This is a genomic window from Mesorhizobium sp. M0904 (assembly GCF_040319475.1).
Classification (GTDB): Bacteria; Pseudomonadota; Alphaproteobacteria; order Rhizobiales; family Rhizobiaceae; genus Mesorhizobium.
In genome coordinates this window covers 39236-53296 of the sequence record NZ_JAMYOC010000007.1, presented here as the reverse complement: position 1 = coordinate 53296, position 14061 = coordinate 39236, and the positions used below count along the sequence as shown (strand labels likewise).

12 protein-coding genes are annotated in these 14061 nt (G+C 63.4%); 5 read left to right on the top strand and 7 right to left on the bottom strand.

The genetic code is table 11. The features are described from left to right. Nucleotides 1-247 precede the first annotated feature (247 nt). Nucleotides 248-1717 (top strand): M48 family metalloprotease, encoded by a 1470-nt coding sequence (locus NKH80_RS09435; protein WP_254817057.1) that lies wholly within the window; start codon nt 248-250, stop codon nt 1715-1717. A gap of 13 nt (nt 1718-1730) precedes the next feature. Here the strand turns inward: NKH80_RS09435 and NKH80_RS09430 are convergent, their stop codons facing one another. Continuing rightward, complete coding sequence (locus NKH80_RS09430) at nt 1731-2588, bottom strand: RNA polymerase factor sigma-32 (RefSeq protein WP_254816490.1); 858 nt, start codon at nt 2586-2588, stop codon at nt 1731-1733. A gap of 325 nt (nt 2589-2913) precedes the next feature. Between NKH80_RS09430 and NKH80_RS09425 the strand changes: the two genes are divergently transcribed. The 3 genes from NKH80_RS09425 to NKH80_RS09415 all read left to right on the top strand — a co-directional run bounded on the left by NKH80_RS09425 (nt 2914) and on the right by NKH80_RS09415 (nt 5260). Beyond that, nucleotides 2914-3687, top strand: coding sequence for an amino acid ABC transporter substrate-binding protein (locus NKH80_RS09425; RefSeq protein WP_352454874.1), 774 nt, complete (start codon nt 2914-2916; stop codon nt 3685-3687). A 122-nt stretch (nt 3688-3809) separates the two neighbouring features. Further along, nucleotides 3810-4490 (top strand): ABC transporter permease subunit, encoded by a 681-nt coding sequence (locus NKH80_RS09420; RefSeq protein WP_023721020.1) that lies wholly within the window; start codon nt 3810-3812, stop codon nt 4488-4490. Further along, nucleotides 4487-5260 carry an amino acid ABC transporter ATP-binding protein gene (locus NKH80_RS09415; RefSeq protein WP_352991187.1) on the top strand — a complete coding sequence of 258 codons (774 nt, stop codon included), beginning with the start codon at nt 4487-4489 and terminating at the stop codon, nt 5258-5260. The genes NKH80_RS09420 and NKH80_RS09415 overlap by 4 nt, the downstream gene beginning before the upstream one ends. A 75-nt stretch (nt 5261-5335) precedes the next feature. On the opposite strand, the gene NKH80_RS09410 is transcribed toward NKH80_RS09415, so the two are convergent. The 5 genes from NKH80_RS09410 to NKH80_RS09390 form a co-directional block, all read right to left on the bottom strand. Next, a complete protein-coding gene (locus tag NKH80_RS09410) occupies nt 5336-5917 on the bottom strand; it encodes a CarD family transcriptional regulator (protein WP_006327799.1) in 582 nt (193 codons plus the stop codon). A gap of 368 nt (nt 5918-6285) precedes the next feature. Beyond that, nucleotides 6286-6624, bottom strand: a complete 339-nt coding sequence (gene fdxA, locus NKH80_RS09405) for a ferredoxin FdxA (protein WP_254816494.1) — start codon at nt 6622-6624, stop codon at nt 6286-6288. Nucleotides 6625-6772: 148 nt separating this feature from the next. After that, nucleotides 6773-7159: an RNA-binding S4 domain-containing protein gene (locus tag NKH80_RS09400; protein ID WP_352991184.1), complete on the bottom strand. Its 387-nt coding sequence runs from the start codon at nt 7157-7159 to the stop codon at nt 6773-6775. A 12-nt stretch (nt 7160-7171) separates the two neighbouring features. After that, the gene (locus NKH80_RS09395; RefSeq protein WP_352991181.1) at nt 7172-10570 is read right to left on the bottom strand and encodes a helicase-related protein; all 3399 of its coding nucleotides are present in this window, start codon (nt 10568-10570) and stop codon (nt 7172-7174) included. Between the two features lie 702 nt (nt 10571-11272). Further along, entirely contained in the window at nt 11273-12004 is a 732-nt protein-coding gene (locus NKH80_RS09390) for a TetR/AcrR family transcriptional regulator (protein ID WP_352991176.1), read from the bottom strand. Between NKH80_RS09390 and NKH80_RS09385 the strand changes: the two genes are divergently transcribed. After that, on the top strand, nt 11991-13190 hold the full coding sequence (locus NKH80_RS09385; protein ID WP_352991173.1) for an FAD-dependent oxidoreductase: 1200 nt from the start codon (nt 11991-11993) through the stop codon (nt 13188-13190). The two genes, NKH80_RS09390 and NKH80_RS09385, sit on opposite strands and share 14 nt — an antisense overlap. A gap of 67 nt (nt 13191-13257) precedes the next feature. On the opposite strand, the gene phbB is transcribed toward NKH80_RS09385, so the two are convergent. Next, the gene (gene phbB, locus NKH80_RS09380) at nt 13258-13983 is read right to left on the bottom strand and encodes an acetoacetyl-CoA reductase (RefSeq protein WP_352991171.1); all 726 of its coding nucleotides are present in this window, start codon (nt 13981-13983) and stop codon (nt 13258-13260) included. Nucleotides 13984-14061 lie beyond the last annotated feature (78 nt).

Genomic DNA, 14061 nt, shown 5'->3' with positions numbered 1-14061 from the left:
TCAAACCGGCGGAAGGCGAAGCGGCGCTTGCTTGCCATGGTCGAGGTAGTGTGGCTAGGTCCGCCAGGAACTGGTCCGGCTTAGACCGTGATTTGCCCTTGCTGCCTCGTATCTGTCGGACGCACGAAGGACGCCGTAGAACTTGATTTTGCGCGTGATGCTTTCCGGAAATCGCGCCCGATTTTCGCGGTCACGTCCCAGGACTTGAAAGGAAGCCGACCTGCCGACCGGCATCGACAATCGGAGGCTGAAACCGCTGGCGCGCTTTCTTGCGCTGGCCGGTCTTGCCGTGGCGCTGGCAAGCTGCCAGATGTTCACGCCTCCCGACGTGCAGGAATCGGGCTTCCAGCCCTCCGACAAGCCGATTACGGTCGACAATGTCGCCGCTAACAGCAGGCTCGCCGAACTGGCGAAGGCGCAGCACCCGCGCATCCTCGCCACCTATGGCGGCGAGTATTCCGACCCCAAGCTCGAGCGCATGGTGGCCAAGGTCGTCGGCAGACTGACCGTGGTGTCGGCCAACCCGACCCAGACCTACCGCATCACCATCCTCAACTCGCCCAACGTCAATGCCTTCGCGCTGCCGGGCGGCTATCTCTACATCACCCGCGGCCTGCTGGCGTTGGCCAACGATTCAGCCGAGCTTGCCGCCGTCATTGCGCATGAGATGGGCCACGTTACGGCCAATCATGGTCTGCAGCGCCAGCAGCTGGAAGCCGAAGAGGGGTTGGCGACCAAGGTCGTTTCGGACGTGCTCGGCGACAACCCGACGGCCAAGGCGGCGCTGATCCGCGGCAAGCTGAGGCTGGCCCAGTTCTCGCGCAATCAGGAGCTGGAGGCCGATGCCATCGGCATCAAGTCGATCGGCGAAGCCGGTTTCGACCCCTACGCCGCCGGCCGCTTCCTGCAGTCGATGTCGGCCTATACCGATTTCCGCTCGATCAGCGGCGCCACCGACGCCAGCCTCGACTTCCTGGCGACGCACCCCAACACGCCGCAGCGTATCGATCTCGCGCAGCGCCACGCCCGCCAGTTCGGCGCGCCCGGTGTCGGGTCGCGCGACCGCGATTCATTCCTTGCCGGCATAGACGGGCTGCTCTACGGCGACACGCCGGAGGAAGGCTATGTGCGCGGCGAAACCTTCCTGCATCCTGGCCTCGGCGTGTCGTTCTCAGTGCCCAACGGCTTCATCATCGACAATTCGGCGGCGGCGGTGACGGCCACAGGCCCGGGCGACATGGCAATCCGCTTCGACGGCGTTTCGATCGACAAGGACCGCTCGCTGACCGACTACATCCGCAGCGGCTGGGTTGCCGGCCTCGACGACAGCAGCGTGCGTCAGGAAACGATCAACGGCAACGAAGCGGCGACCGCGCATGCCGGCGCCGATGGCTGGCAATTCGATATTGCGGTGATCCGCGCCGGCGGCCAGGTCTACCGCTTGCTGACTGCTGCACCGTCGGCCAGCACCTCGCTGAGCACGGTGGCGCGCTCGGTCAGCGGCTCATTCCGCATCCTGAGTGCTGCCGAGAAGGCAGCACTGAAGCCACTGCGTATCCGCATCGTCACGGTGCAGCCCGGCCAGACAATGGGCTCCCTGGCCGCACAGATGGTCGGCGTGGACCGCAAGCTGGATTTGTTCAGGGTGCTCAACGCGCTGTCGCCGGGTGCGGCGGTTTCGGCCGGCGACAAGGTTAAGATCGTCACCGACAAATAGCAGCCGACGCGATTCAGGCTGCGAGAAATTCCGGATTCTGCTTTACCAGCGCCGCCTTGAGCTTTTCCATGGCGCGCGCCTCGATCTGCCGGACACGTTCCTTGGAGATGCCGAGCGTCTCGCCAAGCGCTTCGAGCGTCGCGCCCTCGTCGCTCAGCCGGCGTTCCTCGATAATCCTGAGCTCGCGCGCATTGAGAGCGCCGAGCGCCGTCTTCAGCCACACCGAGCGGCGTTCGACGTCGATCGTGTCGCCGACGACCTCATCGGGCAGCGGGTCATCCGAAACCAGGAACTCCATCCGCTCGGTTGCGCCCGCATCGTCGGCAAGCGGCGTGTTGAGCGAGCTGTCCGGCGCCGAAAGGCGGGAATCCATCATCGCCACATCCGCCTCCGATACCCCGAGAGCCGCCGACACTTCGCGGTAGAGCGTGGCATTCGACGTCTGCTCGGCGCCGTTTGCCAGGCGGGCGCGCAGACGGCGCAGGTTGAAGAACAGCGCCTTTTGCGCGGAGCTGGTGCCGCCGCGCACGATCGACCAGTTGCGCAGGATATAGTCCTGCATCGATGCGCGGATCCACCATGTCGCATAGGTCGAGAACCGCACCTCGCGCTCGGGCTCGAAACGGGCCGCGGCCTCCAGCAGCCCGACATGGCCTTCCTGGATCAGGTCGCCCAGCGGAAGGCCGTAGTGGCGAAACCGCGACGCCATGGAAATGACCAGCCGCATATGTGCGACGGTGATGCGGTGCAGCGCGTGCTGGTCATTGTTTTCCTTCCAGCGCAGCGCCAGGAGATGCTCTTCGTCACGTTCCAGATAAGGGGCTTTCATCGCCGCGCGAACCATGGTCCGTCCTGCACTGTCTTCCATCATGCCGCGCTCCTGCTTCAGGCGTTGCGGTGCGATCGAATCGTGAGTTGGCGCCGATGGTTGAAATGGCGGCGCCGCGCCCTACAACAGCGAAGAACGTGCCATGCGGGGGAATGTTCCCCCGGACTGTCATGTCGATTGCGCTGTTCCAGGCGATTCGCCACCGGCCTTGACTCAGCCGGATGGCCCCGGGAACTGCTGGTTGAGAATTGGATTTCAAGGGCGCGAGATTTTTGAAATTTAGTTTCTTATTCCGGCATCGCGCATCTGTCATTTTCCGGCACTCGCAATGACGCCGGACACCGGCCAAGGACGGGATCACAGAAAAATGAAATGGCTCAAATCGCTCATCATCGCCGGAACGCTGCAGGTTCTGGCCATCGCCGCCGGTCATGCCGGCGCCAATCTCGACCAGATCAAGCAGTCCGGCGTCTTCAAGGTCGGCACGGAAGGAACCTATGCGCCCTTCACCTATCATGATGCTTCCGGCGCGCTCGTCGGCTTCGACGTCGAGATCGCGCGGGCCATCGCCGAGCGCCTCGGCGTCAAAGCCCAGTTCCTCGAAGGCAAATGGGACGGGCTGATCGCCGGTCTCGACGCCAACCGCTACGATGCCGTCATCAACGAGGTCGGCATCACCGAGGCGCGCAAGGCCAAATATGACTTTTCGGATCCCTACATCGCCTCTAAGGCGGTGCTGATCGTGCGTGGCGACAACACCGATATCAAGAGCTTCGCCGATCTCAAGGGCAAGAAGGCGGCGCAGTCGCTGACTTCGAACTTCGGCAAGCTGGCTGAAACCAACGGCGCCGAACTCGTCGGCACCGACGGCTTCGACCAGTCGATCCAGCTTCTTCTTACCGGCCGCGCCGACGCCACCATCAACGACAGCCTGTCCTTCCTCGACTTCAAGAAGCACAAGCCCGACGCCAATGTGAAGATTGCCGCGCAGGAGGAAAACGCCGACTATTCCGGCGTCATCGTGCGCAAGGGCGATCCGGAACTGGTGGCCGCCATCAATAAGGCGCTGGCCGACATCAAGGCCGACGGCACCTATAAGAAAATCGCCGACACCTATTTCGGCCAGGACGTTTCGAAGTAAAACGGCTTTCTCGTGTGGGCCGAACGCCGGCCCGCGTCGTTCATATCGCGGCGAGCTGTCTTTTGACGGCCCGCCGCTTTCGCGTGATGTGAGCGACGGCAATCTGGCAAGGAGGAGCCTTCGTGCCGCACTGGCTGCAACTGATGCTGGAATCCCTGCCTACGCTGCTGTGGGCCGCACTGATCTTCACCGTGCCGTTGACGCTGCTGTCGTTTGCATTCGGTCTTGTCCTAGGCCTGGTTGTGGCGCTTGTCCGGCTTTTCGGTCCCAAACCGCTGGTCGCCGTGGTCCGCTTCTACGTCTGGATATTCCGCGGTACGCCGCTTCTCGTGCAACTGTTCCTGATCTTCTACGGCCTGCCATCGGTCGGAATCCTGCTCGACGCCTTTCCGGCAGCACTGATCGGCTTTACCTTGAACATCGGCGCATATTCGTCGGAAATCATCCGCGCAGTCATCGGTTCGGTGCCCAAGGGCCAGTGGGAAGCGGCCTATTCGATCGGCATGACCTGGGCCCAGGCAATGCGGCGCACCATTCTTCCTCAGGCGGGGCGCGTCGCCGTGCCGCCGCTGTCCAACACCTTCATCTCGCTGGTCAAGGACACTTCGCTCGCCGCCGCCATCACCGTGCCGGAGATGTTCCAGGCGGCCCAGCGCATCGTCGCCACCACCTATGAGCCGCTGATCCTCTATGTCGAGGCAGCGGCTCTCTATCTGGTCATGAGCTCCGTGCTGTCGGCCTTGCAGGCGCGGCTGGAAACGCGGCTCAACCGTTATGGCGGCTTCCTGGAGGCGCGCGCATGATCGGCCTCACCAACATCGAAAAGCGTTTCGGCGACAATTTGGTGCTGAAGGGCGTGACCGTCACCATCGAGGAAGGCAGCGTCACGGCGCTTGTCGGGCCGTCGGGCGGAGGGAAGAGCACGCTTTTGCGCTGCATCAACCTGCTCGAGCTGCCGACTTCAGGCACGGTGCGGATCGGCGACGATGCACTCGAATTCCACCCCGGCGGCAGGGTCTCGACCAGGGATATCCAGCGACTGCGGCTGCAGACCGGCATGGTGTTCCAGAATTTCCAGTTGTTTCCGCATCGCACTGCGATCGAGAACATCATGGAGGGGCTGGTGACGGTGCTGAAATGGCCCAAGGAGAGGGCGCGCGAACGGGCGCTCGCCCTGCTCGAAAAGGTCGGCATGGCGCAGAAGGCCGATGCCTGGCCGGCGACGCTGTCAGGTGGCCAGCAGCAGCGCGTGGCGATTGCCCGGGCTCTGGCGCCTTCGCCGAAAGTCCTGCTCTGCGACGAGCCGACCTCTGCGCTCGATCCGGAACTGGCGCAGGAGGTGGTCGACGTGCTCGGCAAGCTCGCCAGCGAGGGCACGACAATGGTGATGGCGACTCATGATCTGCGGCTCGCCTCGAAGATCGCGCGGGAAGTGGTGTTCCTCGATGCCGGCAACATCGTCGAACAAGGGCCGGCCGCGGTGCTGTTCAGCAACCCCGAGCGCCAGCGGACCAAGCGGTTCATCGCCACGCTGAAGCAGGAGGCGGAAAGGGAAGGCGGCGGCAAGAGCTAGAATGGCCATTACCGGTCAGCCAAAACAAAAAACCCGGCGCGAGGCCGGGTTTTTCTGATTCGAAGGCGAAAAGGCTCAGGCAGCTTCTTCCTGCTCGGCTTCCTCGTTGTCGGCCTTGGCGCCGCGCTTGGGGCCCTTGTTGAGGTTCACCTCGATGAGGCGCACCGCTTCGGTCTCCGACATGCGGTTGACGGCCGCGATCTCGCGGGCCATGCGGTCGAGGGCCGCCTCGTAGAGCTGGCGCTCGGAATAGGACTGCTCCGGCTGGTTGTCGGCGCGATAGAGGTCGCGCACCACTTCCGAGATCGAGATCAGATCGCCGGAGTTGATCTTGGCATCATATTCCTGGGCGCGGCGCGACCACATGGTGCGCTTGACGCGGGCGCGGCCCTGCACGACCTTCAGCGCGCGCTCGACATAATCCTCTTCCGACAGCTTGCGCATGCCGATCGAGGTCGCCTTGGCGACCGGCACCTTGAGGCGCATCTTGTCCTTCTGGAAGTCGATGACGAACAGCTCCAGCTTGTGGCCCGCGACTTCCTGCTCATCGATCGAGACGATCTGGCCGACACCATGCGCCGGATAGACGATGTACTCGCCGGTCTTGAAACCGTGGCGCGCTGCGGTGGACTTCTTCTGCGGGGTGATCGTTGCCATTACGCCCTGAACTCCTTGTTGTGGTACCGGCATCGTGCCGGCCCGAACTCGTGCGACCGGGGTGACCGGTCCTTAGCCACACAACGATGAACTCACCGGAAAGGCCAGGACCGGCAAATCGCAACATTGCGACCGCCTGCCCCAGATCGCTCTGGTCCGGATTGAGAAATTCACCTTTCAGTGATTTGGGGCGTTTGCGCCATAAATCGACGTTGTGTCACCGGCATGTTTGGCTGATATAACACAAAAAGTCGGAAGAATCAAGGTTTTGCTGCACGCGCGAAGGCCACGCGCCGTTGCCGCCTGTCAAGGCAGTTAATGTATCACGTCTGTTAAGCGGCGTCAGGCGGCCGCAGCTGGCCGGCTCGTCAGTCGCCTTCGCCGGGCTCGGGGGAGAAATATTTCTCGAACTTGCCAGTTTCGCCATCGAAAGTTTTAGCGTCGGCAGGCGGCTCCTTCTTGGCGGTGATGTTGGGCCATTTCTCGGCATATTCGGTGTTGATCTGCAGCCATTTGTCGAGGCCCGGTTCGGTATCGGGCTTGATCGCGTCGGCCGGGCATTCCGGTTCGCAGACGCCGCAATCGATGCACTCGTCCGGGTGGATGACGAGCATGTTCTCACCTTCGTAAAAGCAGTCGACCGGACAGACCTCGATGCAGTCCATGTATTTGCATTTTATGCAATTGTCGGTCACGACATAGGTCATTGGTCGGCTCCGGGACGTCCCATTTTGTTGGGCTTTTTTGGTGAGGTAACGCCTTTGTCCGCTGGTGGCAAGGGCGGCCCCTGCCAGCGGTGCCGCGGTTTCCGGAATGGAATTCCGGAAGGCCGGCAAAGCGGGCGTTCGAGCTTGCTCAATCGTCGCCGAGCAGGTGGTCGGTCTGGCGGCGTTCCTTCTTCGTCGGGCGACCGCTGCCGGCCTCGCGCAACGGCGGCACCGCATCCGGAAGCCCCTCGCCCTTGGGCGTGGGGGGCGGCGACATGTCCTCGTAGAGCAAGCGGGCCTCTTCGGCCGGGCCACGCCGTACGCCGGTGCCAAGGACTTTCCAGACGAAGATCCGCCGCTCCAGCGTGATGGTCAAAACGTCGCCCGGCCGGACCGTATCGGAGGCCTGCGCTGCTTTGTCGCGATTGATGCGGACGCGTCCGGCGACGACCAGCCTGGCTGCCAGCGTGCGCGATTTTACCGCGCGCGAGAAGAACAGCCACTTGTCGATGCGCTGGCGGGCATCAGTGACCATTGGACGAGCAGCTTACTTCTTCAGCTGGTCGCGCAAGGCGGCGAGCTTGGCGAAGGGCGAGTCCGGGTCGAAGCGGACCGGGCGTTCCTCACGCGGTTTCGGCTGGAAGGCGGGCTTTGCGCCTTGGGCGCTGCCTTTGCCGTCCTGCCGGCCAGCCTTCCAGTCGGGCCGGTTTTCGCGCCGGTCGGGGCGGTCGCCTTGCGGCTTGCCGCCGCGCTGCTCTCCAGCCACGCCTTGCGGTTTAGGCTTGAACTTGCTGCGGTCGAAGCGCGGTTTGCCGGCGCCGTCACGCGGGTCGTGGCGCTCCTGACGGGCGGGCCGGTCGCCTGGCGTCGGTTGCCCGCCGGCATCTACCGGCGCATCGCTGCGGCTGTCCGGCGCAGCTTGACCATTGCGCGCGCGATTGCCCCGTTGATTGTCCCGGGGGCGGTTGTCATGCTGGCGATGACGCGGGCGCTGGTCGAAACGACCCTGCCGCCATAACAGGATAGGTTTTGGCTCCTCCGCCTCTGGGGCAGCGTCGCCAGCGACGGCTTCCGCCGTCGCTGCAGGTTCGGCCGGCGATGCTTCCGTCGTTTCGAAAATCGGCGGCTCTGCCGGTGCCGTAGCCTCAGTTTCCGCCCCAAGTTCCGCCGCCCCTGGCTCAGCCGCTGGTTCTGCAGCCGCTTCGGCGGTGGGCAGGGTCTCTTGCGTGGCTTCTGCCGCAGCTTCAGGGGCTGGAGCTTCCGCGACAGGCTGTGCCGTCGCTTCGGTTACAGCTTCGGCCGCCGCCTCCGCAACGGGAGCCGCATTCGACACGGGTTCCGAAGCCTCGGCCGGCGGCTCTGCCGCGGAAGATGCTTCCGCCATCCTCGCCTGCTCGACTCGCGTTGCGTCTTCAGCCGCCTGCTTTGCAGCGGCCGCTTCGCGCGCGGCATTGTCCTGTGCTTCGAGCCGCGCCTTGACCTCGGCCGCCGGTTTGGCATCGGCGCGATAGCCGAGCCCCTTCAGGATTTCTTCCATGTCGTCGGCGGTCGCGCCGAGGATCGACATCATCGGCGGCGTCACCATGAAGGACTGGCCGTCATAGGCGCCGTCGGGGCGAGGCCCGAGGCCCGGCTTCCAGTTGGTCGCCGGCCGGATCAGGTCGGCCAGCCGCTCGAGAATATCGACGCGTACAGCACGCCTGCCAAGATTGCGGTAGCCGGCAAGCTTGTAGAAGGTCTTGTCGAAGGTCGGATCGATGACCACCGAGGTGCGGCCGGAGGCCAGTGCGTGAACGACATCGCCGAAGCCGGGCTTGTCCTTGCCGTCGTTTCTCAGCGCCCACAGCAGCGTGATCAACCCGGCCGGCGCCGGCTTGATCAGCGCCGGCACAAAGACATGGTAGGCGCCGAAGCGCACGCCGAGGCGGCGAAGCGCCGCGCGGCCTTCCTGGTCGAGCGACTTCATCTCGTCGGCGATGTCGCGACGGTTGATGAGGCCGAAATGCTCGACAAGCTGGAAAGCGATGCCGCGGCCGATGCCGGTGATCTGCTCGGCATTCTTGAGGTCGACCAGAGGCTTCAGCAGGGATTCGATCTGGAAATTGACGAAGCGCTCGGCGCGCGCCGCAACCTTGTCGCGGGCCGGACCGGTGAGCTGCTCGTCGGCCAGCAGGACGAGACGCGGCTTCAAAGCGTCTTCGCCAGCGACCAGCGTGCCGATCGGCGCGCCGATCCAGCGCAGCGTGCCATCCGAACCCAGGGCGATATCGCCATTGGCAGAGGCGCCGAAGCGCTCGGCCCGCGCCTCGAACTCGGCGGCAAGCGCCTTCTGCGCCGCCGCCCGCACCGCCTTGGCGTCCTCGCCGCCGGCGCTCTGGTCGGCGGTAAAGCGGAAACCCTGCAGCTCGCCGACATGATGGCCTTCGACGAGGACGGTTCCGGTTGGGCTGATTTCGGCTTCAGGCATCGTGTTTTCTCTAAGGCGCCGCATGAGGACGGAAGTCCTGCGGTCTACAAAACGTTTCGTCAACCGCTCATGCAGCGCATCCGACAATCTGTCTTCGATTTCGCGCGTCTTTTCCTGCCAGTGTGCCCGATCGGCCAGCCAGCCGGGCCGGTTGGAAACGAAGGTCCATGTGCGGATCTGGGCAATCCTGTGCGACAGCGTGTCGATGTCGCCTTCGGTGGTGTCGGCACGGCGCACCTGCTCGGCCATGTAGTTCTCGTCGACATGGCCATGCCTGGCAAGGTCCATGTAGATGGAGGCGATCAAGTCGGCGTGCTGGGCCGGCGCGATCTTCCTGTAGTCGGGCAGCGCGCAGGCTTCCCACAGCAGCGCCACGCGTCTGGCATCGGTGGTGAGTGCCCGGACGTCCTCGTCGCGCGACAGATGCTCGAGCGCCTGCGCGTCCACGGCCGGCAGCGCGCGCGTCAGGCCTTCGACCGGGGCGTTGGTCTCGATCGAGCGCTTCAGCGCATCGAGGTTGGCGAAATCGAAATGCGCGGTGCGCCACTGCAGCACTTTCACCGGGTCGAAATCATGCGCCTCGATCTTCTTGACCAGTTCCTCATCCAGCGGATCGACCTGGCCGGTGACGCCGAAGGTGCCGTCGCGCAAATGCCGGCCGGCGCGGCCGGCAATCTGGCCGAGTTCGGCTGCCGTCAGGTTGCGGTACTGGTAGCCGTCGAATTTGCGGTTCTGGGCGAAGGCGACGTGGTCGAGGTCGAGGTTGAGGCCCATGCCGATGGCGTCGGTGGCGACGAGGTAGTCGACGTCACCCGACTGGAACAGCGCCACCTGGGCGTTGCGGGTGCGCGGGCTGAGTGCGCCGAGCACGACGGCGGCACCGCCTTGCTGGCGGCGGATCAGCTCGGCAATGGCATAGACCTCGTCGGCCGAGAAGGCGACGATCGCGGTGCGCCGCGGCAGGCGCGTCAGCTTCTTCGAGCCGGCATAAGCAAGATGCGACAGCCGTGGCCGGGTCACCACCGACACGCCCCGCAGCAGGCGCTGCAGGATGCCGTGCATGGTGGCCGCGCCAAGCAGCAGCGTCTCCTGGCGGCCGCGCAGATGCAGGATGCGATCGGTAAAGATGTGGCCGCGTTCGAGATCGCCGGCGAGCTGGACCTCGTCGATGGCAACGAAGGCGGCGTCGGTCTCGCGCGGCATCGCTTCCACCGTGCAGACCGAGTATTTCGCGCCAGCCGGCTGGATCTTTTCCTCGCCGGTGATGAGCGCAACCTTATGGGCGCCGACCTTCTCGCAGACGCGCGCATAGACCTCGCGGGCAAGCAGCCTGAGCGGCAGGCCGATGACGCCGCTTTCATGCGCCACCATGCGTTCGATGGCGAGATGGGTCTTGCCGGTGTTGGTTGGGCCGAGCACGGCCGTCACGTCTCGGCCGGTCAGGATCAGCGGTTCAGTGTGTTTCGGATGGATGTTCATCGGCCTGGAAATAAGGCTCTCCGCCTCGCCTTGTCGGGAGCGCGCCCATATTGGCCGCGTATGACAGGCGACACATAGGGATTTCGGGCGCGAAGCGAAAGCGGAATGTGCCGAGGGCAGGCCGATTGGTCGCTTCCAAGCCAGAAAATCTGTTCCCGATTAACAGTTGGAACGAGTCTGGAACGAATCAGCGACGAATCACTGACTCTCGCCGATTCAGGGTTTGTTCACGGCTACATCTGGGTTTTCTGCCTGCGTACCTCACCACATGCTGAATCACGGAAACTGGCCCGATTCATGCAGGCGGCATCCAGGCGAGCACCACGGTTAACCTTTGCCGGTGAATGGTCGTGGCTGGCCAATCTGCTTCGCACAACGTTATGAAATTATTGATGTTTCCTAACGCGCTTTAATCATTTCGAGGGGTGTTTTCAGCTCTCGCCGTTAACGTTCCGCTCAAAGCCGGAACGAATCGGCGACGAATCAGAGATGGCCGAAGTTTCTTGCTTTGTTCACCGCAGCATGTTGTGTTGTGAACAGCTTTTCCACCGAGAATCCACATGCGGCCGGGCGGTTTTTGCACAGGCTGCGCAGCGGCCATTAACCTTTGCGTGCTGGTTCGGCACACGCCGGCGTCATGGCCAATCGATCGGCGCACTTGCCGCATGAGGCTCAGACTCGGCCTCACGCTGAACGGCTTGTTCAAGGCACGTCCTCTCCGACGGCATAACGCTGCAATGTAGGGCCGACGGTCTGGATGATTTCGTCGTGAGACAGGGCGACGACCGGCGGGAGCCGCAGCAGGTACCGGCACATCGCTAAACCCAGCAACTGGCTGGAAATGAGCCCGGCCCGCCGGCCCGCATCGGCGGGATCAGCGACCACCGCAACCAGTGGCCTCACCTGGTTGGCAAATACGTCGCGCAACTTTTCGGCGGCAAATTCGTTCGACGTCGCCGAACGCAGCAGGATTGCCATGCCGGTACCGTTGGCCGGATCTTCCCAAATTTCGATAAATTGCTTGATCAGTGTCTTGCCGATGGCGGTTCGGTCGATCACCTGTAGGGCCGGCAATTTCAGGTCGACGACCGCCGCCCTGGCGAATAGCTCGTCCTTGCTGCGGAAATAGCGGATCACCATGGCCGGATCGATCGAGGCATGGGCGGCGACGTCGCGGATGGAGGCGCCGTCATAGCCGTGCTTGGCGAACAGCAGCCTCGCGGCTTCGAGGATCTGGGCGCGGGTGCGGTCCGACTTGCTGGTTTTCTTCTGCTGATTCTCGCTCATGAAATCCATATGCCAACGGCTGTTGACAAATGCAATGGCTTCGGATAGAAAGTCAACATGTGTTGATAAATGGAGAGAGAAAATGTTGCCAGATAAAACGGAAGTCCTGATTATTGGCGCAGGCCCGACCGGCTTGGCGCTGTCCATCGTGCTGCACCAGGCCGGGATCGACCATGTTCTGATCGACAGGCTTGGGGAGGGCCTTCAGACCTCGCGGGCCGGCGTCATCCACGCTCAGACGCTGGAAGCGTTGGAGCCGCTGGGCGTCACGCAGCGGCTGAGCGAACTTGCCCTGAAGCTGCAGAATTTTGCCATCCGAGATCGCAGCCGGGCACTGCTCAAGCTCGATTTCGGAAAGCTTCCGTCGAGGCATCCCTATCTGATGATGCTGCCTCAGAATCTCACCGAGCAGGTGTTTGCCGAGCGGATTGCCGCCCTCGGCGGCGTGATCCACCGCATGGTCGAGGCCAAAGCGGTGGTTCAGGACACTGACGGTGCGCGCGTGACGGTGGTCGAAAACGGCCGCGAGAAGATCATATCGACACGTTACGTCGTTGGCGGCGACGGCATGCACAGCCTGGTGCGCAACTCGGCCAGCATAGAGTTCGACGGCGCGGCCTATGAGGCGTCGTTCGTTCTCGCCGACGTTCGTCTCGACTGGCCGGTTGGGCCAACCGAAGTGTCGCTGTTCTTTGCGCCAGCCGGACTGGTGGTGGTGGCGCCGCTCCCAGACGGATCGTACCGCGTCGTCGCGACAATGGACGATGCACCGGAAAAACCCGCAGTCGCAGACATACAGGTGCTGCTCGACAGCCGTGGGCCGACCAAAGAAAGAACCCGCGTGCTCGACCTGTCGTGGAGCTCGCGGTTTCGCGTGCATCACCGCCTGGTCCGGTCATACCGCAAGGGCCGGTTGTTCCTGATGGGCGATGCCGCGCACGTGCACAGTCCGGCGGGAGGGCAAGGCATGAATACCGGCATCGTCGACGCGGTCGTGCTTGGCCAATTGCTTGGCGACGTGGTGAACGGCGTGCGCCCCGAAGCGGAGCTCGAACTCTATGAAACGCTGCGACGCCCGGCAGCCCAAGAGGTGCTTGACCTGGCTGGCATGATGACCGGCATGGCACTTGCCCGCAGTCCGGTGAAGCGGTTCGTTCGCAACCTCGTACTATCGGTGCTGAACCTCACACCATTCCTGAAGCGCCGCATCGCCTTGAAGCTGTCGGGCCTCAGTCGGGCGCCGCTTGCCCGTCTGCCGGCACCCGCGTGCGAGGCAGGTTCAATTACCCGAACCCAGCCTGAAGCCAGCCCAGCGCTGAAGCTTGCCGCGTGACAGCCCGGTTGTCTTTCCGTACCTGCCGTTGTGCTGGTACGGCATCATCCACGAGGTTCCCCCGGCCTCAGCTGATGTACTGGCCGCCATTGGCTGAAATGGTCGAGCCGGTGATGAAACCGGCGTCGTCGGAAGCGAGGAAGACGACGCAGCGCGCGATCTCCTCCGGCTCGCCGAGACGGCCGACCGGGATCTGCGGGATGACACGCTCGTTGAGCACCTTCTCGTCCATCGCCTTGACCATCTCGGTGGCGATATAGCCGGGGCAGATGACGTTGACGGTGATGCCGGCGCGCGCGCCTTCCTGGGCCAGTGCCTTGGTGAAGCCGATGTCGCCGGCCTTCGAAGCCGAATAATTGACCTGGCCGACCTGGCCTTTCTGGCCGTTGATCGAGGAGATGGTGATGATGCGGCCGAACTTGCGGTCGCGCATTCCACCCCACAACGGATGCGTCATGTTGAAGACGCCGGAAAGATTGGTGTCGAGGACCTCTTTCCATTGCTCGCGCGTCATCTTGTGGAACATCGCGTCGCGGGTGATGCCGGCATTGTTGACCAGCACCGAGACGGGACCGAGATCGGCCTCTATCTGTTTGATGCCGGCAGTGCAGGCTTCATAGTCGGCGACCGACCATTTATAGACCGGGATGCCGGTCGCTGCCTTGAACTTTGCCGCCGCATCATCATTGCCCGCGTAGTTCGCGGCCACCGAATAGCCGGCGCTTTTCAAGGCGACCGATATCGCCGCGCCGATGCCGCGCGACCCGCCTGTGACGATTGCAACTTTTGTCATGTGTCCTCCCGGGAAATGCAGATGACTGCGCGTTGAAGCGGTGGGGTTTGCCCTCTATTCCCTACTCGCTTTGCGCCA